A 23,143-nucleotide genomic window follows, 5' to 3' on the forward strand; every position below is an offset into this window, starting at 1 on the left:
GATTTCTGAGCATTTTTTTATTATTAGACCCATCAAACATTATTAATTATTTTAATCGAACATCATGTCGGAAAACCCGAACTCATTAAAAGACAATTTCAATTTCCAAAAAACCGTAGCCATCATCGGCATCGTGCTTTTCATCGGAAAATTAATTGCTTGGCATCTTACCAATTCCGACGCCGTATTTTCCGACGCTATGGAAAGCATTGTGAATATTATTGCTGGGTTTATGGGACTTTACTCACTTTATCTTGCAGCAAAACCTAAAGATAATGATCATCCATACGGCCACGGAAAGGTAGAGTTTGTTACTTCTGGTGTTGAAGGCGCGCTGATTATTTTTGCCGGCATCATCATCATTGTTCAGGCCGTCAATTCTATCTTAAATGGAAATATTCCCAAAAAATTGGATTGGGGAATGCTTATCGTTGCTTTAACCGCGGCAATTAATTATTTAATGGGGTATATCTCCGTAAAGAAAGGAATACAGCAGAATTCTCTTGTATTACAAAGTTCCGGGAAACATTTACAGAGTGATACCATTACCACTTTGGGTGTTGTGTTGAGTTTGATTTTGGTATATTTCACTAAAATTTATTGGATTGATGCTGTTGTAGCGCTTATTTTCGGTGGATACATCATGTTTATAGGGTACAAAATTATCAGAAAATCATTGAGTGGAATTATGGATGAGGCCGACCTCGGAATGCTTACCCGACTATCTGAAATTCTCACAAAAAACAGAAAAACAGAATGGGTAGATATTCACAATACCAGGATTCAGCAACACGGAAGTGGGCTTCACCTCGATGCTCACCTTACTTTGCCGTGGTACTACGAACTTCGAAAAGCGCACGAAGAAATGGAAGAAGTGTATAAAATTATTGCAAAAAATTCTGATCGAACGATTGAATTTAATTTCCATTTAGATGACTGCAAACCTTTCTCATGCAAGATTTGTGAATTATCCGATTGTCCGGTAAGACAACATGATTTCCTGGGAAAAGTAAATTGGAATGCCGAAAACATTTCGCAAGAGCAAAAGCACGATGAAAGTCTTTTGTCCTAGGATTGACTTAATGTATGTTTGCGATAATAAAACAATGGAATAATCAGCAATAAAATCAGTGGTTGAATAACGAATCTTCTCATATAAAACGAGAAAAGATACCCAATTTCAAATTTTGTGCTGATGGAATATAAGTAAAGTGGAAAAGTAATGGCAAAAACAATCAGCATTAAAATCATCGCCTGTATCGTCCATTGTTTATTTTTAAAAATAAAATGAACAACAACTGCTGACAGAATCAAATTAAGTAAAAACCGAAATAAATAATTTAAAATCAACGGAAACCAAACGAAATCCGGGAAGGGTGCATCTTTGTTGGCAAGATGAAAATAATCCAAAAAAGGATCATAAAACAGATGCTCTTCCATCACTCGAACCCCGATCAATCCAAAGATTCCTAAGATGATCACGAACCAGTTAAGCATTTTCATGGTGAGGATCTTTTAAAGCAAAAAACTTAATCCAAACCAACCAAAGCAAAACCACGCTGCCGTAAATGATGGCCGGAAAAAAATAATCGTGACCAATTTTTGAGTATTGAGGCATTTCTCTCAAAAGAATATTGAGTCCGGCGATTCTCAGAACATTCATCAAATGAAGAAAAACCAATCCTAAACCTGCGAAAACAAAGGTTTTCACACCTTTATAAAAGGCAAAAATAAACGCCAGAAAAAGAATCATCACCGAAACAGCATTGCAACCTTCGACCATCCTCGAAACATATTTTCCGGCTACATAGAACCATGCGGTTTCCTGTTCTGGCGTTCCGTGAACAATTTGCGAAGGATATCCTAAAATATTTTGCACAAAAACCGTCTGTTCAGCAACCCAAACAGAGACTGGATCCAACCCTAAGTGATGGAAATGATTAAGGTAATATTGATACCCAAAAACCATTACCACATAAATGATAATGAAGCGCAATAGGATTTTCAGAACGGGTTTGAAATCATTGAACATATTGCAAATATATAATTTTAAAAAATCAATTTTCTTTATATTTGTAAAAGTATGAACAACGAAAACGTAAAACTTTTTTTCGAAGAGTATATTGGCGGGAAATCAACAGATTTTTTTTCTTTAGCGCAAAGCGGTTCGGCAAGACAAAACTTTGTAGGCGAAAATTCCAACCAAAAATTCATCATTACCTACAACGAAAATCTGGCTGAAAATGAAAGTTTCTACTACTTTTCCAAGGTTTTTTCTGTTTTAAAACTCAATTCACCTCAAATTTTAAAAATTTCTGAAGATCGGAAATTATACATTCAGGAATTTCTGGGAGAACTTACATTTTCTGAAATCATCGAAAAAGAAGGCCTTTCCGAACGCGTGAAAAATTTGGTAAAGCAAACTTTGACGAAACTTTTCGAGCTGCAAACCAAAACCGAAAACCAAATTGATTATTCGAAAACTTTCGAATATGAAAATTACGATGAGCTGCCAATTACCAACGATTTATTTTATTTCAAAAGCTTTATCGCTGATGTTTTGGAAATTCCTTATCACAAAGCGTCTTTGTTGAAAGAATTCAAAAAAATAACAGAAATTCTTGAAAATACAGCTCCGAAAGGATTGATGATTCGTGATTTTCAAGCCAGAAACATCATGGTAAACAACGATGACAAAGTGTTTTTCATCGATTATCAATCGTCAATGAAAGGACCTTTGATGTATGATGTAATTTCGTTTTTGTATCAAGCTAAAGCCAATTTCCCGGAAGAATTCAAAGAAGAAATGTTGGCGTTTTACTTTTCACTTTGGGAAAATACTGAAACCAAATCTGAACTAAAACAATCGTTAAAACCAATTCTCCTAATCCGCTTAATGCAGGTTTTGGGTGCTTATGGCTTCCGCGGACTTATCCAGAGAAAACCGCATTTTATCTCAAGCATTGATAAGGGAATTGAAAATCTGGAAGAGTTAGCAAATTGCTGGGACGGGATGGAACACTACCCGGAACTCAAAAAATTAATTACAGCGCTGAAATCAAATTCAGTTAAAAATAAAATCGAATCAATAATTAAAAACCATTAAGAAATTTTAACGGTTCAAATCAAAAAAAAATGAGTCTTACGATAGATATACACAGTTTTTCCTACAAAAAAGGCGGAATCCCAAAAGATGAAACCGGAAACGGCGGCGGATTCGCTTTCGACTGCCGCGGAATTCTTAATCCCGGAAGAATTGAAGAATACAAGCAACAAACCGGTTGCGATACTGGTGTACAAGAATATCTCGAAACAAAAACCAAAATGCCAAAATTTTTGGAATTGGTAAAAAGTCTCGTTTCCATCAATATTGATGATTATTTATCACGAGGTTTTGAGAATCTCCAAATCAATTTTGGTTGCACCGGCGGACAGCACCGATCGGTATATTCGGCCGAGAAAATTGCGGAGTTTATCCGTGAAAAATATCCTCAAACAACGGTAACGATCAACCATGACGAACAACCTCAACTTAATCACCAAAAATAATGAAGGCTCTGATTTTCGCTGCCGGAAAAGGTACAAGATTGAAACCATTTACAGATCATCATCCGAAGGCTTTGGCGATGGTCAACGAGGTTCCGTTGCTCGAAAGAAACATCCGATTTTTACAAAGTTTTGGAATCAATGATTTTGTGATCAACATTCATCATTTTGGGGATCAAATCGTTAATTTTCTAAAAAAAAGAGACAATTTCGGAGCGAAGGTCGAAATTTCTGATGAGCGAAAAGAATTGCTAGAAACTGGTGGAGGATTGGTATTTGCAAGAAAATTTTTTGATTTTCAGGAAGATTTTTTAATCATGAATGCGGATATCTTAACCGACATGAATGTTGCCAAGTTCGTGAAATATCATCAGGAAAAGAAAGATTTTGCTACATTAGCGGTTTCAGACCGAAACAGTTCCAGAAAACTGTTGTTTAATCCGGAAATGATTCTTCGTGGTTGGCTGAATGTACAAACCGGTGAACAACGGTTGGCGGAATTCAACAAAGGCTTTAAAGCATTAGCTTTTAGCGGAATCCATTGCATTAACCCCGAAATATTTAATAAAATAAAAAGAACCGGAAAGTTTTCGATTATGGAAGAATATTTGGATTTAATGCATTCTGAACAAATCCATGGATATGAGCATCAAGGAATTTTAATTGATGTCGGAAGACCGGAATCGGTTTTTGAAGCCGAAAAAATTTTTAAATAAAATCGCATGAGCAAAATAGAAAGAGGCAAAGGAACTACCAAAGCTGCCGCCGGAAACGAACTGGAAATTGACCAGAAAGTTCAGCGTTCCTTCAAAGAAAAAACTTGGGACGAAACAATTACCAAAGACAGCTGGATGGTTTTCAAAATCATGGCAGAATTTGTAGATGGTTACGAAAAACTTGCTAAAATAGGACCATGTGTGTCCATTTTCGGTTCTGCGCGACTTGCTCCGGAAAACGAATACTATCAAATGGCGGTTGATATTGCCGAGAAGATAACTGAAATCGGTTTCGGCGTGATTACCGGCGGCGGACCAGGAATTATGGAAGCAGGGAACAAAGGAGCGAGAAAAGGCGGTGGAAAATCAATTGGCTTGAATATTGAGCTCCCTTTTGAGCAACATTTCAATCCATTTATTGATAAAGGTTATAATATGAATTTTGATTATTTTTTTGTCCGAAAAGTTATGTTCGTGAAGTATTCTCAAGGATTCATTGTAATGCCGGGCGGATTTGGAACTTTGGATGAATTAACAGAGGCGATTACTTTAATCCAAACCAATAAAATTGGCAAATTCCCTATCGTATTGGTAGGTTCTAAGTTTTGGGGCGGCTTATTGGAATGGTTCCAAAATACACTTTTGGAAAACGGTTTAATTTCTGAAAATGATTTGAATCTTTACCGGGTTGTAGATACTGCGGAAGATGCTGTAGCACACATTAAAGCATTTTACGACAAATATACCGTAAATGTAAACTTCTAAATTGGCATCATATTTGAAACTTAACTTTGTACACAATATAGAATGAAAAAGTTTTTACAAATTACAGGGATTTTTGTATTGATGATTCTGATGAGCTTTTCGTTCGCAGATTTTTATTCATCAATGACAAAAGTAGATTATGTTGAAGGAAGCAAGACTCTAAAGTTTAAAACAAAAATGAACACGCAACATATTTCTGATGCCATCAAAATCAATCCGAATACCGCAGGATTTGAGGCCGAAGTAAAGAAATATGTGAATAATAATTTCGATTTGTATATCAACGGCAGTCCAAAGACGCTCACCTTCACAGGAAGCCAGGTTAACGGAGAATCCGTTTGGGTTTATTTCGAAACCGGCGGAGTAACGGAAATTGGTTCAATTAAAATTAAAAACACCATTTTGCTAAGTACTTTTCCAAAGCAATTTAATATCGTAAACATCGCATACAAAGGAAACCAAAAAACAATGAATTTCCAGCGAGGAAAAGAGGTAAACGAAGTAAGTTTTTAAGAAGTATTGGAACCAACTAAAAAATAGGAAGACTGCAAGAAATTGCGGTCTTTTTTCGTTTTAATGAGGGAAATTTGTTTAAATCTTTATGTTTCGATGTTCTATTTCCGCTTACGCAATATTAAGCAGGTAAACATGAAAAAAGCAGCCTCAACTGAGACTGCTTTATGTTTACATGAGCTAATTAAACTTAAGGCTTAGCTTTAATTTTAACATTATCGATTTCCCATGTGTTTGCTGCTGATGTAGTAGAAACATATTTGAAAGCGATTCTCACTTTTTTACCACTGAAGTTATTAAGACTTACATTTCCTGAACTAACAAAACCAAATGCTCCGGAATTGGTATCAAAAGTCGCAGAAAGCTCAGTCCAAGTTGTAGTGGTTGGATTTCCGCTATAGTTATCGGTTACGAATGCTTTCAAAGGTGTTCCGTTGTATCGTACGTCACTATCGAAAGAAAGGTTGATTTGAGAATAACCATTTAAATCGATTTCTTTGGACACCAACCAATCTTCATTAGCATTGTTGATATTATTCACAAAACCATTCATCACCGCATAATAGTTGGTTCCTGTTCCTTGATTAGAGGTAGCCCAAACTTGTGCCCCGGTAACACTTACAGCGGTCCAGTTAGTAGCATTTAAAGCAGTACCGAATTCATCTGAAAACAAAATCTTTGGAGCAACAGCACCATCGCATCTTTCATTATCGAAATCGGCATTTACCTGATAAGGAATCCAAAGTTGGTAAGTTCCGTTAAAATAACTTAAAACAGCATACACGTCTCCTTGTCCTGCATCAATAGTATTATTTGCGAACGTTGCAAAATTGCTCGTTCTAAGGATTACTTGATTACCTGCGCAGTCTTTCAAAGTTCTGTTGGTAGTAGTTCCGGCTGCGTATGGCTCGCCAAGATCACTTTCTACATATTGAACATTTTTGATTTTGATCCATCGACCTACGTCAGCGAAAGAAAGTTGAGGAATAGTTCTTTCAGTTGCTTCAACTTTGGTAATGTTTTCTTTAGAATCAAAGAAATATTTAAAAACATCCTTTTCTTCAACCTGACCGATATTTCCGTTGAATGGTACTCCCAGTTGGAATTCTCCACCGGATTTACCGATATAAAGATCTTTTAATTTAATAATCAAATTTTTACCTACACGGAATCTTCCATCCTGATAAAGATTAAGTTTATTGATATTCACGCGGATTCCTCCGGTAGCATCTTCAATATAAACATACTTGTAAAGGTTGCCAGTTTCGTCGTTTGCAATTACTTTAGCTTTAAGATAAGCATCTTGAGTAATTTGAGTATAATTCCCACTGGTGTACATTTGCTTCACTTCTGCAACAGTTTTCTGAGTTGAACTCGCAGGGTTGAATGCACAAGGATCCGCGGTAATTCCATCTTTTCTAGGGAATGTATTCATTTCCAAATCGGTATCTCTTACGATATACATTTGGTAAGTAGTGTTGTACTTACTATAGATTCCAACAAATTTTCCTTTTCCAGACGGTAATGTTTTGGTTGCAAAAGATGCGTAACCACTATTTCTTACCACTCGTGAAGTTGAAGTACTTGGATCATTAATTGCACGATCAACAGTTGTAGAAGGAGGTGCAAATGTTGAACAAAGCACTTTGCTGTCGAATTCGGCATCATTTACTTGAATTAAACATCCTAAATATTGGTCATTCGCAGAAACCATTTGTGCTAATGTCATCACTTTTGGTACAATTTGCTGTAATGGATCACATGATCTTTTGATATGCTCGGTAACCATTTTCTCAGGAATCCTGTCGAAAGCTCCGTTCACCATCGCTCCCAACTGAGTTACTCCTCCGTAGGCTCCTACTGCCAAATCTTTCACCTCGATGTAGATTTTTGAACCTTGAGGATAATTGGCATAATTGCTCAAAGAGTTTACACTAATGGTGAAACCTTGGGTTGGATTCTCCGGTGCATCTTGAATGTAGATATACTTATAGATATTCCCTGTTTCATCAGAAGAAGAAACATAACCTTCGATATAAGCTTTATCGGTGATGGTTTGGTTTTGAGGTTTTGCTTTAACTTCTTGCAAAGTCCATTTCGTGAAACCATTTGCCGGATTTTCGTAATAGGAAGCCTCCGTACAAACCAATAAATTGTCGGCATTTGGCGCATCATACTCATCATCGTGTACGCAACTATTGAAAAGGAACGCACTGAAGACAAGGGTGAATAATTTTATTAAAGAAAAGTATTTTTTCATTTTTTTTAATTTAAATATTAGAATCTTAAATAAACATTAGCGAAGAAAGTAGTCCCTCTGTCATACCAAAGTTTTGGTCCGAAAAGAGCATAACCACCTTTTTCCGCATTCAAATTGTCTTCATAAGATGCTGCGAAGTTGGATTTTCTACCTTGTTCAAATCCGCCTGTTACGTAATCTCTGTTGTTTAAGATATTATTTACACTTACACTTACTCCCATTCTGTATTTACCGATAAGGAAAGATTTTCCTGCATTGGCGTTCAACATAAATTGGTCATCAAATTTTTGTTGTTTAAGGAGAGCAGCTACATTTTCTGCATTCGCTTCAGGGATATCAAATCCTGTGTATTCACCGGTTGTAGCGGTATAGATATCTCCGGTTCTAGGATTGGTATAGAAGTTTGCAGTTCTGTTGATAATTGAAAAATCCAAATACTGATCCATCAAATAGTTGGCAGAAACACCTAACCACCAGAATTTCGTAGAGTTATATTTCAATCCTAATGAGAAAGCTTTTTGTGGAGTTCCAGCTACTTTTAAACCTTTGATGTTGGCTTCACCAAATTCTTGGTCTGCAGCGAAATAGGTTCTGTCCACATCACTATATGAATAAGCTTTTGGGTTATTGGTGTATTCATAATCTCCAACACTTGCTACAAAATTCGCGTTCAATGTTGGGGTTACTTTTACGTCAAGACCTAGTTCAGCTCCCATATATCTCTTATCAGCACCACTTAGCACTTCAGCGATGAATGCATTTGGAGCTCCAATTGCAGAGTTATCATCACCTCCACCTTCTAAGTAATATCTGGAAATATCGGTACTATTGTTGATGGTTGTATAATATCCTGAAAGTCTAATTTTCAAAACCTGACCTCTGTGGATATAGCCCAAATCGTTTGAATTAATTATTTGATTCGAAACACCCGGCGTCATTCTTTCATTTACCCTAGGATTTACAAAAATTTCGTTGAGCGTAGGAGCTACACTGAAAAATGCTCCGTTATAAACGATGAAGTTTTTACCATCGATTTTGTAGGTTACTCTACCTTTCACCCCGCCGTCTAAAGCATCATAAATACCGCTTTTTCCTTTGGAAGTATTGAGGTAGTAATGGTGTCTGTATTTTCCGTCTCTTTGAGATTCCGAATAAGAGGAGAAAATAGAACCCATAACGTTCCATTTCGGTAAATCGAGTTCTGTAGAGGCATTGAATGCGTACGAGGAACGATATAAAAGATAGTTGTATTGGGTACGGTCTCCTTCTCTTACTTCTACATTTGGATCATCTACGTTATATGGATTATCGCCTCCGAAGGCATTCAGGTTATAAGCGAAATCAGCGCCTAATAAATCGCTTACTCTTCGGAAATTGTCTGATTTTAAATTTTGATAATTGAAATTAAGGTTCAATTTCCAGTTAGGTTGCAACATAGTATCAAAATGTGAAGCATAATTGAAAGTTTTATCTTCATTTACATCTTCTACCATTGTATAGATTGCGCCTCTATTTTCACCGTTCATTCCGGTTTTATTCAAATAGTTGGCTCTGTATAAAGCATCCCAATTAATTTGACTAACGTTGCTGTCATTTTTCCAGCTATTTCTTACTGCTTCAATCTCAGCCAATTCGTCTGCGGTGATATCGTTTCCTCCATCGCTTTCTAATTCTAAAGCTTTAGAGAAGAAATAGCTTGGTAATTTTCTGTAGTAAGTAGGGTTAGGATCTGTTCCGTGGAACCAATCCAATCTGCTTCTCGCGTCGCTTCCGAATTGATAAGAAAAAGTGTTGGTCCAGTTGGATGTTTTACCTAATTTCAAATAATCGGTCAACATAAATATTGGCTCGAAAGTTTTTCTAATTCTAGAATTTCTTTTTTCACCATCTTGCCATCCCCAATACGAGTTGTAATTCTTGCCCATTAAGTCATAAACTTCTTGCGTATTTGGTGCATTGCTCGCTCGGTAAGTTGGCGCTCCGAAAGCAGTAATGTTAATGGCGTGTCTGCTTGAAAATTGTTTTTCAATTGCCCCAAAATATGCGTAGCTGTTTTGTTGCGTTCCATCAATAACTCCTTCTTCAGCCCATCTTCTACTTGCGGAGAATGTGAACGCCCAACCGTTTTTGCTTAATCCTGAAGAATAAGTAGCCATGGCTCTGTGACGATAACTTCTGTTGGTGAATGAATATGCTAAAGATGTTTGCTTTCTGTATGAAGATGCTCTTGTGTTATAATAAACAACGCCTCCTAAATTACCGAAAGTGTAAGCAGATGGAGTAATATTATCGACAGATTCGTATGGATAACGGGTTACGTCGTTCAATCCTCCCCAGTTACTGAAATCTACTCTTCCATCATCATTTTTCGACATAGAAACACCGTTGAATAATACATCTTCGTAACGATTATCCACACCTCTTGGTCTAAACCAATAAGCACCCAACTCGAATGCCGTCACACTTTGGAAAATGTCTCTTCCCGAGTTCAGCAAACCGATGGTTGGTTGCATAGAAGACCCGTCTTCATCAGAATCGCTCGCTGCATCATCTATTACTACTACACCAAGATTATTATTCGCAGGAGCCAAAATGATCACTCCTAAATCTTTTCTTTTTTCATCAGAAGTTACATCAAATTCAATAATTTTCTGGTCAAAACTTTGTTTTGAAACGGTAATTAAATAATGACCCGGTTGCAAATCGACAAACTGAAAATAACCAATTTTGTCGGCTTTCACGTTTTCAGTAGACGCTCCAAGCTCGATCTCTGCACTCTCTACTGGTTTTCCTTGTTGATCTTTAACATACGCATACACCGTGGTTTGTGCGAAGTAAAACGATGCAGGCAACAAAGTAAACAATGAGATTAAGGATAATTTTTTTATCATAACAAATTATTTATTTTTCCCTATTGATAACAGTTTTTAAGGGGGCAACAAATTTAAACTTAATTTTTGTTAAGTTAAACATTTTTAACACTTTATTCGCAATAATTTCAGTTAATTATTCTTAATATGTTTATATATCGAAGGTGGACTGCTGTTTTCTAACCAACATGTTCATTCAATTTATTTTTAAGCTTTTACATAAGAAATTATTAGTATTTTTACGCTCTTAAAATTTTCAAATGAAAAAACATTTTATCTTATTCGCTGTTTTGAGTTTTGGGCTATTTTTTTCCCAACAAAAACAGGTGCAAAGAGCTACTGTAGCGTTCCTAAATGTTGAAAACCTTTGGGATACGATTCCTTCCGCTGATTACATCGATGGGACCAAAGATTTCAAAAATCCTGCTTTTCACAGAAGTGTTCCTATTGATTCCTTAAAATACCTTGAAACTACCGAAGAATACAAAGGAGAATGGAGCGATGATTTGCTGGTAGGAAAAAAGGTAATCCGCCACCAAATATTAGCAACTGATTTTACCGCAAACAGTCCTAAAAACTGGAATACCGCAAAATACAACCAAAAAATCTCCAACGAAGCTAAAGTTATTTCCGAACTTGGTCGCCAATATACGAACGACAACCCTGTTGTAGTAGGATTAATCGAGGTGGAAAACAGGCAGGTCGTGCAGGATCTCATCGAGCATCCTCTATTGGCAAAAAGTAATTACGGAATTGTGCATTACAATTCTTACGATGCAAGAGGGATTGATGTGGCCATCATTTACCAAAAAAACAGACTTCAAGTAACCGATCATTATGTAAAAGACATTAAAATTTTCAATGAAGAAGGAAAAAGATCTTACACCAGAGGAATTTTGGTTGTGAAAGGCCTTTTGGATGGTGAGAAAGTTGCTTTCTTTATGAATCACTGGCCATCAAGAAGTGGTGGCGAAGCGGCTTCGATGCCAAGACGTGCTGCTGCTGCCAAAGTTTTAAAAGATGAAATGGACAAAACCCTCGCTGAAGATCCGGATAGAAAATTATTCGCAATGGGAGATTTCAATGATGATCCGGTAAGCCCTAGTTTAAAAAAACTTCTGGGAGCTGTAGGAGATCCTTCTCAGCTTTCCGAAAAAACGCCTTACTATAATTTGATGTACAAACACTACAAAGCGGGAGTTGCATCTTTAGCATATCGCGATGCTCCAAATCTTTTCGACCAGATTATTGTTTCTAAAAACCTTTATTCAACCGAAAAACTTACCCCAACTTACAGTGTTTACAAAGCAGAAATTTTCGCGCCTTCATACCTCGTAAATACTGAAGGACAATGGAAAGGCTATCCTTTAAGATCTTGGGATGGCGACCGTTTCACAGGTGGATATAGCGACCACTTCCCTGCCGTTGTTGTAATCCAAAGAGAATACAAAACTGCTAAATAAGTTTTCTTAAAATCAATATAAAAACCGGACTTTTATAAGCTCCGGCTTTTTTTTCATAACTTTATCTAAAAATAATACCATGAAAAATTTTGTTTCTTTATTAATGATCCTATTCTTGGCTTTCAGTTGTTCCCCGCAGAACAAAACGGCCAACAATAAAGAAAACACAGCCATTAAACCTGAAAAAAATGCAGATGGCGAATGGGACATCGAAGTTTTGGATTCCCAATACGATTACTTCCTGAATGCGATTGCTAAACCAATGAACATGTATTCTGAAAGTTATTTGAAAAATAAAAACACTTTTTTGGTCTCCGAATGGAATTCCTATTACTTTTCCGGAAGGTACCGAAATGTGATTCAATCTTCGATCGATTATGATCCTCAGGAAAATTACGGATTGAAATTCGAGTATAAACTCTATCAGGTTTTCGCGTTTGTTCAGTGGAAATACGGTTTGAAAATGAATGGCTTAAGCCAAGCCGACGTTCGATAAACTCAATAAAAAAAAGGTTCAGATAATTCCTGAACCTTTTCTATGGTAGTTTAAGTGAAATTATTTATTGAATTTCTCCTCCACTTTATCCCAATTTACCACATCAAAAAACGCTGAAACGTAATCTGGTCTTCTGTTTTGGTACTTTAAATAATAAGCATGTTCCCAAACGTCCAAACCTAAAAGCGGAGTTCCTTGACAATCAGCAACCGGCATCAGTGGATTGTCCTGATTTGGAGTAGAACAAACCGCTACTGAACCATCTTCTTTTTTGCACAACCAAGCCCAACCGGAACCGAATCTTGTTTTCGCTGCTTCAGAAAAATCTGTTTTGAATTTTTCGAAACCTCCGTACGCTTCAATTGCAGCTTTCACGTTTCCTACCGGCTCTTTGCTTCCTCCCGGAGTTAAAATTTCCCAGAAAAGCGAGTGGTTATAGTGACCACCTCCGTTGTTTCTTACAGCCGCTTTATCAGATCCTGTTTTGCAGATTTCTTCAATAGATTTCCCTTCCAAATCAGTTCCCTCAATCGCTTTGTTCAAGTTGTCAATATAAGCTTGATGATGCTTTGTATGGTGAATTTCCATTGTTTTTGCATCTATAGTAGGTTCTAATGCATCGTAAGCATAACCTAATTTCGGTAATTCGAATGCCATAATTTTTTATATTTAAATGTTAATACCCAAATTTAATGATATTCTGACCGACAAGCAAAATTGAGCAACTACTTTAATAAATCTTTAACATTGATAAAACAAAAAACCGCTCAATAGAACGGTTTTATATCTAAAAAAATAAAGATTATCTATTCATGCTCATCAAAAATTCTTCGTTGTTCAAAGTTCCTTTGATGTTTTTATTTACAAATTCCATTGCTTCCACTGGATTCATATCAGCAAGATATTTTCTGAGGATCCACATGCGTTGCTGCGTGGTATCATCCAAAAGCAAATCATCTCGTCTTGTACTGGAGGAAACCAAATCGATCGCCGGATAAATTCTTTTATTGGCAATTTTTCTATCAAGTTGAAGTTCCATATTACCGGTTCCTTTGAATTCTTCAAAAATCACTTCATCCATTTTAGAACCCGTATCAATCAAAGCAGTGGCAATTATGGTTAAAGATCCACCACCTTCGATGTTTCTAGCTGCTCCGAAGAATCTTTTGGGTTTATGAAGCGCATTTGCATCAACTCCACCGGAAAGAATTTTCCCTGAAGCAGGCGTCACGGTGTTATAAGCTCTCGCCAAACGCGTAATCGAATCCAACAGAATCACCACATCATGGCCACATTCTACCATTCTTTGCGCTTTCGAAAGAACCAAATTTGCAACCTTCACATGTTTGTCGGCTGGTTCATCAAAGGTAGAAGCAATTACTTCTGCATTTACACTTCTTTCCATATCGGTTACCTCTTCCGGTCTTTCATCGATGAGCAAAATCATCATATAAGCTTCCGGATGGTTGGCGGAAATTGAATTGGCAATATCTTTCAACAACATGGTTTTACCGGTCTTTGGTTGCGCCACAATCATTGCTCGCTGACCTTTACCAATCGGGGTAAATAAATCGACAATTCGGGTGGAAAGGGTAGAATTTTGTCCTGTTAAATTAAATTTTTCCTCAGGGAAAAGTGGAGTAAGAAACTCAAAAGCCACACGATCTTTGATGAATTCTAGATCACGACCATTCACTTCCGTTGGCTTTAAAAGAGAAAAATATTTTTCACCTTCTTTCGGCAAACGAACAATTCCACGAACGGTATCTCCGGTTTTCAAACCATAATTTCTGATTTGATTGGTCGAAACATACACGTCATCAGGAGAGGAAATATAAGAAAAATCTGAGGACCTAAGGAAACCGTAATTATCCGGAAGAATCTCCAAAACACCTTCAATGGTCACCAAGCCATCGAAATTGAATTCTTTTTTAGGTTGTTCCTCCTGCTGATCAGCGATATGCTGATTCCGATTTTGGTTAGGATTTTTGTTCTGGTTCTTTTGGTTAGGATGCTGAGGTTTGTTTTGATTGGGATTTTTGTTCCCATTCCCGTTTTGATTGGGATTATGATTAGAATTTTGATTTTTCTGCGGTTCCTGTTTCACTTCCACCTCGGGAGCCACTTCTACTGCAACACTTTCAGCAGGAGCTGCTTCTTTCGGGGTATTTATACGCTGTCTTTTCTTCCTTTGCTGAGGCTTTTGAAGTTCAGCTTCCTGGTCTTCAACTTTATCCGCTGACGGAATTTCTGCAGGTTTTTCAGCTACAATTTCTGCAACAGGTGCTTCTGTGTTTTCCAATTGAATTTCTGCGGAAACTTCTACAGGTTTTTCTGTTTTCTTTTTCGCGGCAGGTTTTCTGGTCGCTTTTTTGGGTGCTGGAGCTGCATTTTCTTCTGTAGTCATAGGGAGTTCTGTGGCGTTGAAATAATCTTTTGCAACTTTCGTATTGGAAGCCTGAAAATCCAGGATAGCAAAGATTTTATCATTATCGGAGCTATTTCTAGCAAGTTTAACGCCTAAATCTTTCGTGATTTTGGTCAATTCCGATTCGGATTTCGACCGTAACGTTTCAATGTTAAACATAAATTGTTATGTAAAAAGTATTTTTATAAGTAGGTGTAAGTAAGAAAGTTAAGCCGGACGGCTTTTCTTATTGAAGCATTTGTACTGCAAATCTACATTAATTTTTTATTTATGCAAAAAATTATTATTATTTTTGCACCTCATTCTCAACGATATGCTGCAAAGAATACAAACGGTTTGGATATTTTTGGCGATTTTAGGCGCAATTTTTTTGTTCTTTACCGGACAAGATTTTTCACTTTTCGGAGCCATTCCATTCGTAACTATTGCATGTGTAGCGTTGGTTTTATTAGGATTATTAAGCATTTTCAGCTACAAAAACCGCAAAAGACAAATTCTGCTGAACCTCATCAGCATTATTATAAACGCTTTGTTGCTCGGTTTATTGGCGTATTGGCTACTCAATTTATCTGGAGGAATTAATTTTCCTGAGAAAGGTATTGAGCCGTTTTTCCCGTTTTTATCGGTGATTTGTTTGTTTATCGCAAATATTTTTATCCGAAAAGACGATAGGCTCGTAAAATCAGTAGACAGACTCCGCTAAACTCACAACGATTTTTTTTGAGTAAAACAGTTCCTTCGGGAGCTGTTTTTTTTATTCCAATGGATGAAAATATTTATCTTTATTTAAAACGATTCGGGAAAAATCTCTTTTTTTATAGCTAATTTTTGAATTTTAATAGAAATCGATCCAAAGTTAATCTAAGAAGTAAATCTGAACTAATTGAAAATTCCGTAATTTCGCTCCTTAATTTCATTGAATGAAACCATTACAACGCATTCTTTCTTTCGCAAAACCTCATCAAAAATATCTTTTCGGAAGTATCTTTTTTAATTTACTGTATTCACTTTTGCAGATTTTTTCCATCGTGACTATGCTTCCGATCCTCAGAATTCTTTTCAAACTCGACAAAGAAGTCGACACATCTTCGCCACCGATTTACAGTGGCAGATTTGCAGATTATTTCGGTTATTTGAAAGATTTGGCTTATTATAAAATCCAGATGAATGTGAATGAATATGGAGCGATTCAGGTTCTGGCTGTTCTTTGTTGCATCACTGCGGTAGCGTTTTTGCTCAGAAATTTGTTCAGATATTTAGGATCTTTTTTATTGGTGAATTACAGAGTTGGAATCACCAAGGATCTTCGTGCTTCGATGTATAATAAATTCCTGAAACTTCCGGTTTCATTTTTTACAGAACAAAGAAAAGGCGATATGATGTCGAGAATTTCCAATGATATCGGTTCCGTTGAAAGTGGAATCATGGGGAGTTTGGTCGATTTGCTCAATGCTCCTTTTATGATTATTTCATCATTAATCACGCTATTTATTCTTTCTCCACAACTTACTTTATTTTCATTGCTGGTGTTCCCGATTATGGGCGGATTAATCTCATGGGTCGGAAAAAGCCTGAAAAGACAATCACATTCCGCTCAGGCGGAACTTGGAAATCTGTTTTCGTTGGTTGATGAAACTTTAAAATCATCAAAAGTAATTAAGATTTTTAATGCAGATAAAATCCTAAAAAACCGCTTCAATACCACGACCGATAATTGGCAAAAATATGCGATTGGCATGAGCCGCAGACGAGAATTGGCCTCTCCGATGAGCGAATTTCTAGGTTCAGTAACGATTTTAATTATCACATGGTTTGCCGGAACAGAAATCATCAACGGAACCAATAAAGATCCGGTTACCTTTCTAGCATTTATCGGAGTTTTCTTTCAAATTCTGGATCCTGCCAAAAAATTATCCAATGCAATCTCTGCAATTCAAGGCGGAATGGCAAGTTTAGAAAGGGTTGCCGAAGTTTTAGATTATGATTTAAAAGTAGAAGAAATTGCAAATCCTGTCTCTATTTCAACCTTAAAAGATAAAATAGAATTCAAAAACATTGGATTTTATTATGATAAAGACAATGTCATCCTAAAGAATTTCAATCTCGTTATTCCGAAAGGGAAAACAGTTGCTTTGGTGGGACAATCCGGCTCAGGAAAAACCACAATTGCGAATCTTTTGGCGAGATTTTACGATGTTCCGGAAGGGGAAATTCTGGTCGATGGAGAGAATATCAAAAATTTAAAACTTAAAGATTACCGACATCTTTTGGGAATGGTTACCCAGGAATCCGTGTTATTTAATGATTCTGTATTCAACAATATCCTGATGGGAAAACCCGATGCAACCGAAGAAGAAGTAATGGCAGCGGCGAAAATTGCAAATGCCCATGAGTTTATCCAGAATCTTCCGGAAAAATATTATACCAACATCGGCGACGATGGAAATAAACTTTCTGGCGGACAAAAACAAAGGGTTTCTATCGCAAGAGCTGTCCTGAAAAATCCACCAATTATGATTTTGGATGAAGCAACTTCCGCACTTGATACTGAAAGTGAAAGATTTGTACAGGACGCTTTAGAAAAAATGATGGAAAACCGAACTTCTTTGGTCATCGCTCACCGACTTTCAACCATTCAGAAAGCGGATTGGATTGTTGTGATGGAACGCGGAAATATCGTAGAACAAGGAACCCACGAGGAACTGATGAACAATAATAACGTCTATAGAAAGTTAGTGGAATTGCAGAATTTTGGGTAAAATGAAAATAGCGGAACCATAAACAATAGTCTGTTTACTTTCCAATTTTCTTTTATTTAAGTTTCAAACTTTCAGGATCTTTTCTTACGCTAAAAAAATCTAAAACCAGAATTTCATCTTCCGAGATTGTGTAAAACATTTTCACATTGTTTTTTCCGACCAGCGCAAAATATATCTCATCCGAATATTTTTGATGTTTTACCAAACCACTCGAAATATTTCCCAATTCTTGGTTGATTTCTCTTTTAAGCGTTTCCAATTCCTTTCTCGTCCAACGAAGTGCGAGGTAAGTACGGATTTCTTTTAGCGAGAATAAGGCTTGTTCTCGGAATACAATTCGCATAGATGTTGATCAAAATCTTGGTTAAATTGCTCTAAAGAAACGGTATTGGTAGAATCTGCAGTGTTTTTCAAATGCATTAAATGTTCTAAGATTTGATCTTTTTCTTCTTCAACTTTTATAACGCCTTTTATGTTTTGAAGAATTTTTTTCAACAAAGAAACATCAGCTTTTTCCATTTGGATATTTAAACGAATCGTATCCATAACCTTTAATTTTAAACAAAGTTAGCAATTATTTTAAATCCTATATTTAATCAAAATAAAATCAATAATTTAAACTTGGTTAAATTTTTAAATTACCTCATTGAAAAATTTTCAAATTTCATTACTTCCCAATCATTTTCTTAATCGAATTCAGCTTCATTAAAGCTTCTATCGGCGTCAAAGTATTGATGTCGATTTTTGTGAGTTCTTCACGGATATTTTCCAGAACCGGATCATCTAGTTGAAAAAATGAAAGTTGCAAGTTTTCTTCGGTAATCGCTTTTGCAGAATCTTTAGAGCCGCTTTGTGAACGGCTTTTTTCTAAAGTTTTCAACACTTCATTCGCTCGGTTTACGACTTTCGAAGGCATTCCGGCGAGTTTCGCAACATGAATCCCGAAACTGTGTTCACTTCCGCCCGGAAGCAGTTTCCGCATGAAAATAATATTGCCTTTGTTCTCCTGAATCGATACGTGAAAATTCTTAATTCTTTCAAAATTCACGGTCATTTCGTTAAGTTCATGGTAATGTGTTGCAAACAACGTTTTCGCCTGAGTCGGATGTTGATGAAGATATTCCGCAATCGCCCACGCAATCGAAACTCCGTCGTACGTTGACGTTCCGCGGCCAATTTCATCCAACAAAATCAAACTTCTATCCGAAATATTATTCAAAATATTCGCGGCTTCATTCATCTCAACCATGAAAGTAGATTCGCCGGCCGAAATATTATCCGTTGCACCAACACGCGTGAAAATCTTATCCAAAACACCTATTTCCGCATATTTTGCAGGAACAAAACTGCCAATCTGAGCCATTAAACAAATAATAGCCGTTTGTCTTAAAATCGCCGATTTACCCGCCATATTGGGTCCGGTCACCATCATGATTTGCTGAGAATCTTTATCTAAAAATAAATCGTTTGGAATATATTTTTCGCCCAATGGAAGAGCGTTTTCAATGATTGGATGACGCGCTTCTTTCAACTCAATCGCAAAAGAATCGTTCAAAATCGGTCTGGTATAACTTTCGGAAACGGCCAGTTCCGAAAAACCAACTCCGCAGTCGAGCTCCGCAATAATTTTTGAATTTTCCTGAATCGCATCGATATAAATCATCACATTTTCGCAGACTTTTCGGTAAAGTTCATGCTCAATTTTCGAGATTTTTTCTTCAGCACCGAGGATTTGTTCTTCGTATTCTTTCAGTTCTTCGGTGATATATCTTTCAGCATTTACCAAGGTTTGCTTCCGAATCCAGTCTGCAGGAACTTTGTCTTTATGTGTATTTCTAACTTCAATAAAATATCCGAAAACACCATTGAAACTTATTTTTAAACTTGAAATTCCCGTTCGTTCGATTTCTCGTTCGCACATTTCGTCGAGGAAATTTTTTCCTTTGTTTTGCAAACCTCGCAATTGATCGAGTTCTTCAGAAATTCCGGTTTTTATCACATTTCCTTTTGCAATATTCACCGGAAGTTCCTCGTTCAGGTAATTTTGTAAATAGTGAATAAGTTCTTCAAGATTATTCAACGGTTCTATCCAGGCCAAAACTTCCGCAAAAGGATGCAGCAAATTTTTAATCTGATGAATATTGATTAAACTTTGGCGGAGGTAACCTACTTCTTTAGGTGAAATTTTTTCCGAAGCCAGTTTCCCTATCAAACGATCCAAATCTGAAATGGATTTCAGCAACTGCTGAATTTCATATTTTAAATGATCTTCTTTATTGAAAAACTCAATTAAATTCAGTCTTCTATTGATTTCATCAACTGATTTTAATGGCAAAATAAGTCTTCTTCTGAGCAATCTTCCGCCCATCGGCGTTGCGGTTTTATCGATAATGTCGAGTAAAGATTTACCTTGCGGATGGCTTGGATAAACAATTTCTAGATTTCTTAATGTAAAATGATCCATCATCAGGTAATCATCCTGAGGAATTAACTGGATTTTTGTAATATGCTGTAAGAGAGCATGATGCGTGTCTTCAACCAAATACGCAAAAATAGATCCCGCAGCGATAATTCCGAGTTTCAAACCCTCAATCCCAAAACCTTTCAATGAATTGGTTTTGAAATGATTGGTCAATTTTTCGTACGCATAATTGTACTGAAAAGCCCAATCCTCCAACTTAAATGAGTTTTTGTTTTTAAGTTGCGAAGGGAGCACCGCAGATCTTTGGTAAATGATTTCGCTGGGATCGAAAGTATGAACTATGTGCAAAAGTTTCTCCAAATTCCCTTCAGAAACCAGAAATTCTCCCGTGGAAATATCGACCAAAGCAACTCCGTATTTTTCTTTTTCTTTATGAACGGAAAGCAGGAAATTGTTCTTTTTCGAGGTTAAAACCTGCTCATTGAAAGTAACGCCGGGAGTAACGAGTTCAGTAACGCCGCGTTTTACAATACCTTTCACGGATTTTGGATCTTCCAGTTGGTCGCAAATTGCAACGCGAAGTCCGGCTCTCACGAGTTTTGGTAAATAGGAATCCACGGAATGATGCGGAAAACCGGCAAGTTCGATATGACCTTCCCCGTTGGCTCTTTTGGTAAGAACAATTCCTAAAATTTGAGAAGTTTTGATGGCATCGGTACCAAAAGTTTCGTAGAAATCCCCAACACGAAACAACAAAAGAGCATCGGGATATTTCGCCTTGATGGTGTTGTACTGCGTCATTAAAGGAGTTTCTTTCTTTGCCATAAGTTGCTTTAGGCAGCAAGCAACGTGCTTTTAGCCATATTTTTAGTTAATTTTGCCAAAAATACGAAAATGTCATCCACCAAGAAACTGAAACTAGAAGAATTAGGCCGTATCGATGTAGAAACCTTCAAACAAACCGAAAAAATCCCGTTGGTAGTGGTTTTGGACAATGTGAGAAGTATGCATAATGTAGGTGCGGTTTTCAGAACTGCGGATGCATTTATCGTCAATAAGATTGTACTTTGTGGAATCACGCCGCAACCGCCTCATCGGGAAATTCACAAAGCGGCATTAGGAGCAACCGAAAGCGTTGATTGGATTTACGAAAAAAATATTTCCGATGCGTTGCAGAATTTAAAAAATGAAAATTACAAAATCATTGGAATTGAACAAACCTCAATTTCGGTGTTGCTGACGGATTACACCATTGATAAATCAGAAAAATACGCTTTAGTTCTCGGAAATGAAGTAGATGGTTTGACCGATGAAGCGCTTCCGATATATGATACATTCTTGGAAATTCCACAATTGGGAACCAAACATTCGCTGAATGTTTCGGTTTGTGGCGGAATTGTGATGTGGGAATTCTTTAAAAACCTAAAAATGTAGCATTTGAGAATTTTCATTTGGTACATTTTTAGATTTTTATTTAAAACAAAACATTATTTCCAACCTCCACCGAGCGCTTGATACAATTCAACTCCGGCTTTCATTTTGGCATATTCTGCATTGGAAATGTTCAGTTCGGCGTTCAGGGAATTTACCGAAGCATTTAATACTTCCAGATAATTCGCCATCCCGTAATTCACGAGTTCCTGAGAAAATTCTACTGATTTTTGGTAAGCGGTAAGTTCTTTTCTTTTCAAATCGATAAAACTGTCCTGGGATTCGTAAACTTTCAAAGCATCAGAAACTTCTTTTCCTGCATTGAGAAGGGTTTTCCGGAAATTAAGATATGCTTTTTCTTTATTAGCCAAACTCACTTCGTAGTTGGTGCGAATTTGTCTTTGATTCAAAATAGGTTGCACCAAACCTCCTACAACATTAGCAAAAAGGGAATTGGCACTAAAAAGATGATCAATATCCAAACTTTGAACGCCACCACTTCCGGTGATTCTTAATGTTGGATAAAACTGTGCTTTCGCAGCTTTCGATAATTCAAAAGCGGCCATTAAATCGTATTCCGAAGCCATAACATCGGCTCTGTTTGATAATAAATTGGCTGAAAACCCGAGTTGATATTGCGCCGGCACTTTTTGTTTTGCCAAAGTTGATCTTTCAATTTTCTGGGAAGGAACACCCATCAGCAGACTCATTGCATTTTCCAGAAGTGCAATTTGCGTATCGGTATCGATCAACAAAGATTGCGCATTGAAAACAAGCGCTTCACTTTGTTGCACGGCAACTTCAGATAAAGTTCCGGCTTCTTTCAGCGCCTTAGTGGTTTCTAGATTTTTGTTTCTTAAAGCAATGGTTTCGTTGATGATCCTTTTCTGTTCATCTAAAGTTAAAAGTTGATAATAAGCGGTTGCAATGGCGGCAACCAATTCGCTTTTCACGGCTTTATGCGCTGCAACAGTTCCTAAATATTGAGCCAATTGCGCTTTTTCCCGCGCTTTCATTTTACCCCAAATATCGGCTTCCCAAGAAAGATCTCCACTTACATCAAACAAATTATTGTACTGCCGATCACCGGAAAGTTGCCCAAGTTGGGTATTCAAAGATTGGGTTTGAAAAGTATAAGAAGGTCCCACAGAAAGCGTTGGTAAATAAGCAGCTTTGCTTTGTTTAAGGTAAGCTTCTGCGGAAACGATATTTTGAAGCGCAATTCGGATATCCAAATTATTTTGTAAACCTTGTTCAATATGTTTCTGAAGAACAGGATCGGTGAAAATTGATTTCCAGGAAATACTTGCAATAGAAGCAGAATCTTTTGGAAGCGCATCCGTTCGGAAAAGGTTTTCGATGATATCTTTCGGCCTTTCGTATTTTTCGCGGGTTGCACAAGATGAAACCACAAAAACGGTCAACAAAATGAAAATGATTTTTATGTTTAGCTGTTTTTTCATTATTAAATATA

General features: G+C 36.9%; 21 protein-coding genes. 11 read left to right on the forward strand and 10 right to left on the reverse strand.

What is annotated here, in order from left to right:
• Positions 1-64 precede the first annotated feature (64 nt).
• A complete protein-coding gene (locus tag H0S70_RS09820) occupies positions 65-1,072 on the forward strand; it encodes a cation diffusion facilitator family transporter (protein WP_188320666.1) in 1,008 nt (335 codons plus the stop codon).
• On the opposite strand, the gene H0S70_RS09825 is transcribed toward H0S70_RS09820, so the two are convergent.
• Positions 1,069-1,503 carry an exosortase F system-associated membrane protein gene (locus H0S70_RS09825; protein WP_188320667.1) on the reverse strand — a complete coding sequence of 145 codons (435 nt, stop codon included), beginning with the start codon at positions 1,501-1,503 and terminating at the stop codon, positions 1,069-1,071. The two genes, H0S70_RS09820 and H0S70_RS09825, sit on opposite strands and share 4 nt — an antisense overlap.
• Entirely contained in the window at positions 1,490-2,032 is a 543-nt protein-coding gene (gene xrtF, locus H0S70_RS09830) for an exosortase family protein XrtF (protein ID WP_188320668.1), read from the reverse strand. Before xrtF ends, H0S70_RS09825 begins: the two co-directional genes overlap by 14 nt.
• Positions 2,033-2,083: 51 nt before the next feature.
• On the opposite strand from xrtF, the gene H0S70_RS09835 reads away from it, so the two are divergent.
• Genes H0S70_RS09835 through H0S70_RS09855 form a run of 5 tightly spaced genes read left to right on the forward strand, consistent with a single transcriptional unit; the run spans position 2,084 to position 5,540 of the window.
• A complete protein-coding gene (locus H0S70_RS09835) occupies positions 2,084-3,106 on the forward strand; it encodes an aminoglycoside phosphotransferase family protein (RefSeq protein WP_188320669.1) in 1,023 nt (340 codons plus the stop codon).
• Between the two features lie 29 nt (positions 3,107-3,135).
• On the forward strand, positions 3,136-3,549 hold the full coding sequence (locus tag H0S70_RS09840) for a RapZ C-terminal domain-containing protein (RefSeq protein WP_188320670.1): 414 nt from the start codon (positions 3,136-3,138) through the stop codon (positions 3,547-3,549).
• The gene (locus H0S70_RS09845; RefSeq protein ID WP_188320671.1) at positions 3,549-4,262 is read left to right on the forward strand and encodes a nucleotidyltransferase family protein; all 714 of its coding nucleotides are present in this window, start codon (positions 3,549-3,551) and stop codon (positions 4,260-4,262) included. Before H0S70_RS09840 ends, H0S70_RS09845 begins: the two co-directional genes overlap by 1 nt.
• A 6-nt stretch (positions 4,263-4,268) precedes the next feature.
• A complete protein-coding gene (locus H0S70_RS09850) occupies positions 4,269-5,027 on the forward strand; it encodes an LOG family protein (protein ID WP_188320672.1) in 759 nt (252 codons plus the stop codon).
• A 42-nt stretch (positions 5,028-5,069) separates the two neighbouring features.
• Complete coding sequence (locus H0S70_RS09855) at positions 5,070-5,540, forward strand: DUF6702 family protein (RefSeq protein WP_188320673.1); 471 nt, start codon at positions 5,070-5,072, stop codon at positions 5,538-5,540.
• 190 nt (positions 5,541-5,730) lie between these two features.
• On the opposite strand, the gene H0S70_RS09860 is transcribed toward H0S70_RS09855, so the two are convergent.
• Both H0S70_RS09860 and H0S70_RS09865 read right to left on the reverse strand, forming a co-directional pair.
• Positions 5,731-7,800 (reverse strand): DUF5689 domain-containing protein, encoded by a 2,070-nt coding sequence (locus tag H0S70_RS09860; RefSeq protein ID WP_188320674.1) that lies wholly within the window; start codon positions 7,798-7,800, stop codon positions 5,731-5,733.
• Between the two features lie 17 nt (positions 7,801-7,817).
• Entirely contained in the window at positions 7,818-10,691 is a 2,874-nt protein-coding gene (locus H0S70_RS09865; RefSeq protein WP_188320675.1) for a carboxypeptidase-like regulatory domain-containing protein, read from the reverse strand.
• Between the two features lie 239 nt (positions 10,692-10,930).
• Here H0S70_RS09865 and H0S70_RS09870 point away from each other — a divergent pair, with 239 nt between their 5' ends.
• The gene (locus tag H0S70_RS09870) at positions 10,931-12,133 is read left to right on the forward strand and encodes an endonuclease/exonuclease/phosphatase family protein (RefSeq protein WP_123249214.1); all 1,203 of its coding nucleotides are present in this window, start codon (positions 10,931-10,933) and stop codon (positions 12,131-12,133) included.
• Between the two features lie 79 nt (positions 12,134-12,212).
• On the forward strand, positions 12,213-12,629 hold the full coding sequence (locus H0S70_RS09875) for a DUF6146 family protein (RefSeq protein WP_031501950.1): 417 nt from the start codon (positions 12,213-12,215) through the stop codon (positions 12,627-12,629).
• A 60-nt stretch (positions 12,630-12,689) separates the two neighbouring features.
• Here H0S70_RS09875 and H0S70_RS09880 read toward each other — a convergent pair whose 3' ends face one another.
• Together H0S70_RS09880 and rho are read right to left on the reverse strand one after the other, a co-directional pair.
• On the reverse strand, positions 12,690-13,286 hold the full coding sequence (locus H0S70_RS09880; RefSeq protein ID WP_123249213.1) for a superoxide dismutase: 597 nt from the start codon (positions 13,284-13,286) through the stop codon (positions 12,690-12,692).
• Positions 13,287-13,431: 145 nt separating this feature from the next.
• Positions 13,432-15,216, reverse strand: a complete 1,785-nt coding sequence (gene rho, locus H0S70_RS09885; RefSeq protein WP_188320676.1) for a transcription termination factor Rho — start codon at positions 15,214-15,216, stop codon at positions 13,432-13,434.
• A 154-nt stretch (positions 15,217-15,370) separates the two neighbouring features.
• On the opposite strand from rho, the gene H0S70_RS09890 reads away from it, so the two are divergent.
• Both H0S70_RS09890 and H0S70_RS09895 read left to right on the forward strand, forming a co-directional pair.
• Complete coding sequence (locus H0S70_RS09890) at positions 15,371-15,760, forward strand: DUF4293 family protein (protein WP_123249211.1); 390 nt, start codon at positions 15,371-15,373, stop codon at positions 15,758-15,760.
• Positions 15,761-15,977: 217 nt separating this feature from the next.
• On the forward strand, positions 15,978-17,816 hold the full coding sequence (locus H0S70_RS09895) for an ABC transporter ATP-binding protein (RefSeq protein ID WP_188320677.1): 1,839 nt from the start codon (positions 15,978-15,980) through the stop codon (positions 17,814-17,816).
• A 52-nt stretch (positions 17,817-17,868) separates the two neighbouring features.
• Here H0S70_RS09895 and H0S70_RS09900 read toward each other — a convergent pair whose 3' ends face one another.
• From H0S70_RS09900 to mutS, 3 genes are all read right to left on the reverse strand, one after another.
• Complete coding sequence (locus H0S70_RS09900) at positions 17,869-18,159, reverse strand: type II toxin-antitoxin system RelE/ParE family toxin (protein ID WP_143755824.1); 291 nt, start codon at positions 18,157-18,159, stop codon at positions 17,869-17,871.
• Entirely contained in the window at positions 18,120-18,362 is a 243-nt protein-coding gene (locus H0S70_RS09905; RefSeq protein ID WP_088263850.1) for a hypothetical protein, read from the reverse strand. The genes H0S70_RS09900 and H0S70_RS09905 overlap by 40 nt, the downstream gene beginning before the upstream one ends.
• 121 nt (positions 18,363-18,483) lie before the next feature.
• Complete coding sequence (gene mutS, locus H0S70_RS09910; protein WP_188320678.1) at positions 18,484-21,063, reverse strand: DNA mismatch repair protein MutS; 2,580 nt, start codon at positions 21,061-21,063, stop codon at positions 18,484-18,486.
• A gap of 69 nt (positions 21,064-21,132) precedes the next feature.
• Here mutS and H0S70_RS09915 point away from each other — a divergent pair, with 69 nt between their 5' ends.
• A complete protein-coding gene (locus H0S70_RS09915; RefSeq protein WP_188320679.1) occupies positions 21,133-21,672 on the forward strand; it encodes an RNA methyltransferase in 540 nt (179 codons plus the stop codon).
• Positions 21,673-21,725: 53 nt separating this feature from the next.
• Here the strand turns inward: H0S70_RS09915 and H0S70_RS09920 are convergent, their stop codons facing one another.
• Positions 21,726-23,132: an efflux transporter outer membrane subunit gene (locus tag H0S70_RS09920; protein ID WP_188320680.1), complete on the reverse strand. Its 1,407-nt coding sequence runs from the start codon at positions 23,130-23,132 to the stop codon at positions 21,726-21,728.
• Positions 23,133-23,143 lie beyond the last annotated feature (11 nt).

The sequence above is a fragment of the Chryseobacterium manosquense genome (assembly GCF_014623485.1).
Lineage (GTDB): Bacteria > Bacteroidota > Bacteroidia > Flavobacteriales > Weeksellaceae > Kaistella > Kaistella haifensis.

What these genes read in the sequence shown, in the direction of transcription:
- H0S70_RS09820 (WP_188320666.1), top strand. Translation starts at nt 65, where the DNA reads ATGTCGGAAAACCCGAACTCATTAAAAGACAATTTCAATTTCCAAAAA.
- H0S70_RS09825 (WP_188320667.1), bottom strand. Translation starts at nt 1,503, where the DNA reads ATGAAAATGCTTAACTGGTTCGTGATCATCTTAGGAATCTTTGGATTG.
- xrtF (WP_188320668.1), bottom strand. Translation starts at nt 2,032, where the DNA reads ATGTTCAATGATTTCAAACCCGTTCTGAAAATCCTATTGCGCTTCATT.
- H0S70_RS09835 (WP_188320669.1), top strand. Translation starts at nt 2,084, where the DNA reads ATGAACAACGAAAACGTAAAACTTTTTTTCGAAGAGTATATTGGCGGG.
- H0S70_RS09840 (WP_188320670.1), top strand. Translation starts at nt 3,136, where the DNA reads ATGAGTCTTACGATAGATATACACAGTTTTTCCTACAAAAAAGGCGGA.
- H0S70_RS09845 (WP_188320671.1), top strand. Translation starts at nt 3,549, where the DNA reads ATGAAGGCTCTGATTTTCGCTGCCGGAAAAGGTACAAGATTGAAACCA.
- H0S70_RS09850 (WP_188320672.1), top strand. Translation starts at nt 4,269, where the DNA reads ATGAGCAAAATAGAAAGAGGCAAAGGAACTACCAAAGCTGCCGCCGGA.
- H0S70_RS09855 (WP_188320673.1), top strand. Translation starts at nt 5,070, where the DNA reads ATGAAAAAGTTTTTACAAATTACAGGGATTTTTGTATTGATGATTCTG.
- H0S70_RS09860 (WP_188320674.1), bottom strand. Translation starts at nt 7,800, where the DNA reads ATGAAAAAATACTTTTCTTTAATAAAATTATTCACCCTTGTCTTCAGT.
- H0S70_RS09865 (WP_188320675.1), bottom strand. Translation starts at nt 10,691, where the DNA reads ATGATAAAAAAATTATCCTTAATCTCATTGTTTACTTTGTTGCCTGCA.
- H0S70_RS09870 (WP_123249214.1), top strand. Translation starts at nt 10,931, where the DNA reads ATGAAAAAACATTTTATCTTATTCGCTGTTTTGAGTTTTGGGCTATTT.
- H0S70_RS09875 (WP_031501950.1), top strand. Translation starts at nt 12,213, where the DNA reads ATGAAAAATTTTGTTTCTTTATTAATGATCCTATTCTTGGCTTTCAGT.
- H0S70_RS09880 (WP_123249213.1), bottom strand. Translation starts at nt 13,286, where the DNA reads ATGGCATTCGAATTACCGAAATTAGGTTATGCTTACGATGCATTAGAA.
- rho (WP_188320676.1), bottom strand. Translation starts at nt 15,216, where the DNA reads ATGTTTAACATTGAAACGTTACGGTCGAAATCCGAATCGGAATTGACC.
- H0S70_RS09890 (WP_123249211.1), top strand. Translation starts at nt 15,371, where the DNA reads ATGCTGCAAAGAATACAAACGGTTTGGATATTTTTGGCGATTTTAGGC.
- H0S70_RS09895 (WP_188320677.1), top strand. Translation starts at nt 15,978, where the DNA reads ATGAAACCATTACAACGCATTCTTTCTTTCGCAAAACCTCATCAAAAA.
- H0S70_RS09900 (WP_143755824.1), bottom strand. Translation starts at nt 18,159, where the DNA reads ATGCGAATTGTATTCCGAGAACAAGCCTTATTCTCGCTAAAAGAAATC.
- H0S70_RS09905 (WP_088263850.1), bottom strand. Translation starts at nt 18,362, where the DNA reads ATGGATACGATTCGTTTAAATATCCAAATGGAAAAAGCTGATGTTTCT.
- mutS (WP_188320678.1), bottom strand. Translation starts at nt 21,063, where the DNA reads ATGGCAAAGAAAGAAACTCCTTTAATGACGCAGTACAACACCATCAAG.
- H0S70_RS09915 (WP_188320679.1), top strand. Translation starts at nt 21,133, where the DNA reads ATGTCATCCACCAAGAAACTGAAACTAGAAGAATTAGGCCGTATCGAT.
- H0S70_RS09920 (WP_188320680.1), bottom strand. Translation starts at nt 23,132, where the DNA reads ATGAAAAAACAGCTAAACATAAAAATCATTTTCATTTTGTTGACCGTT.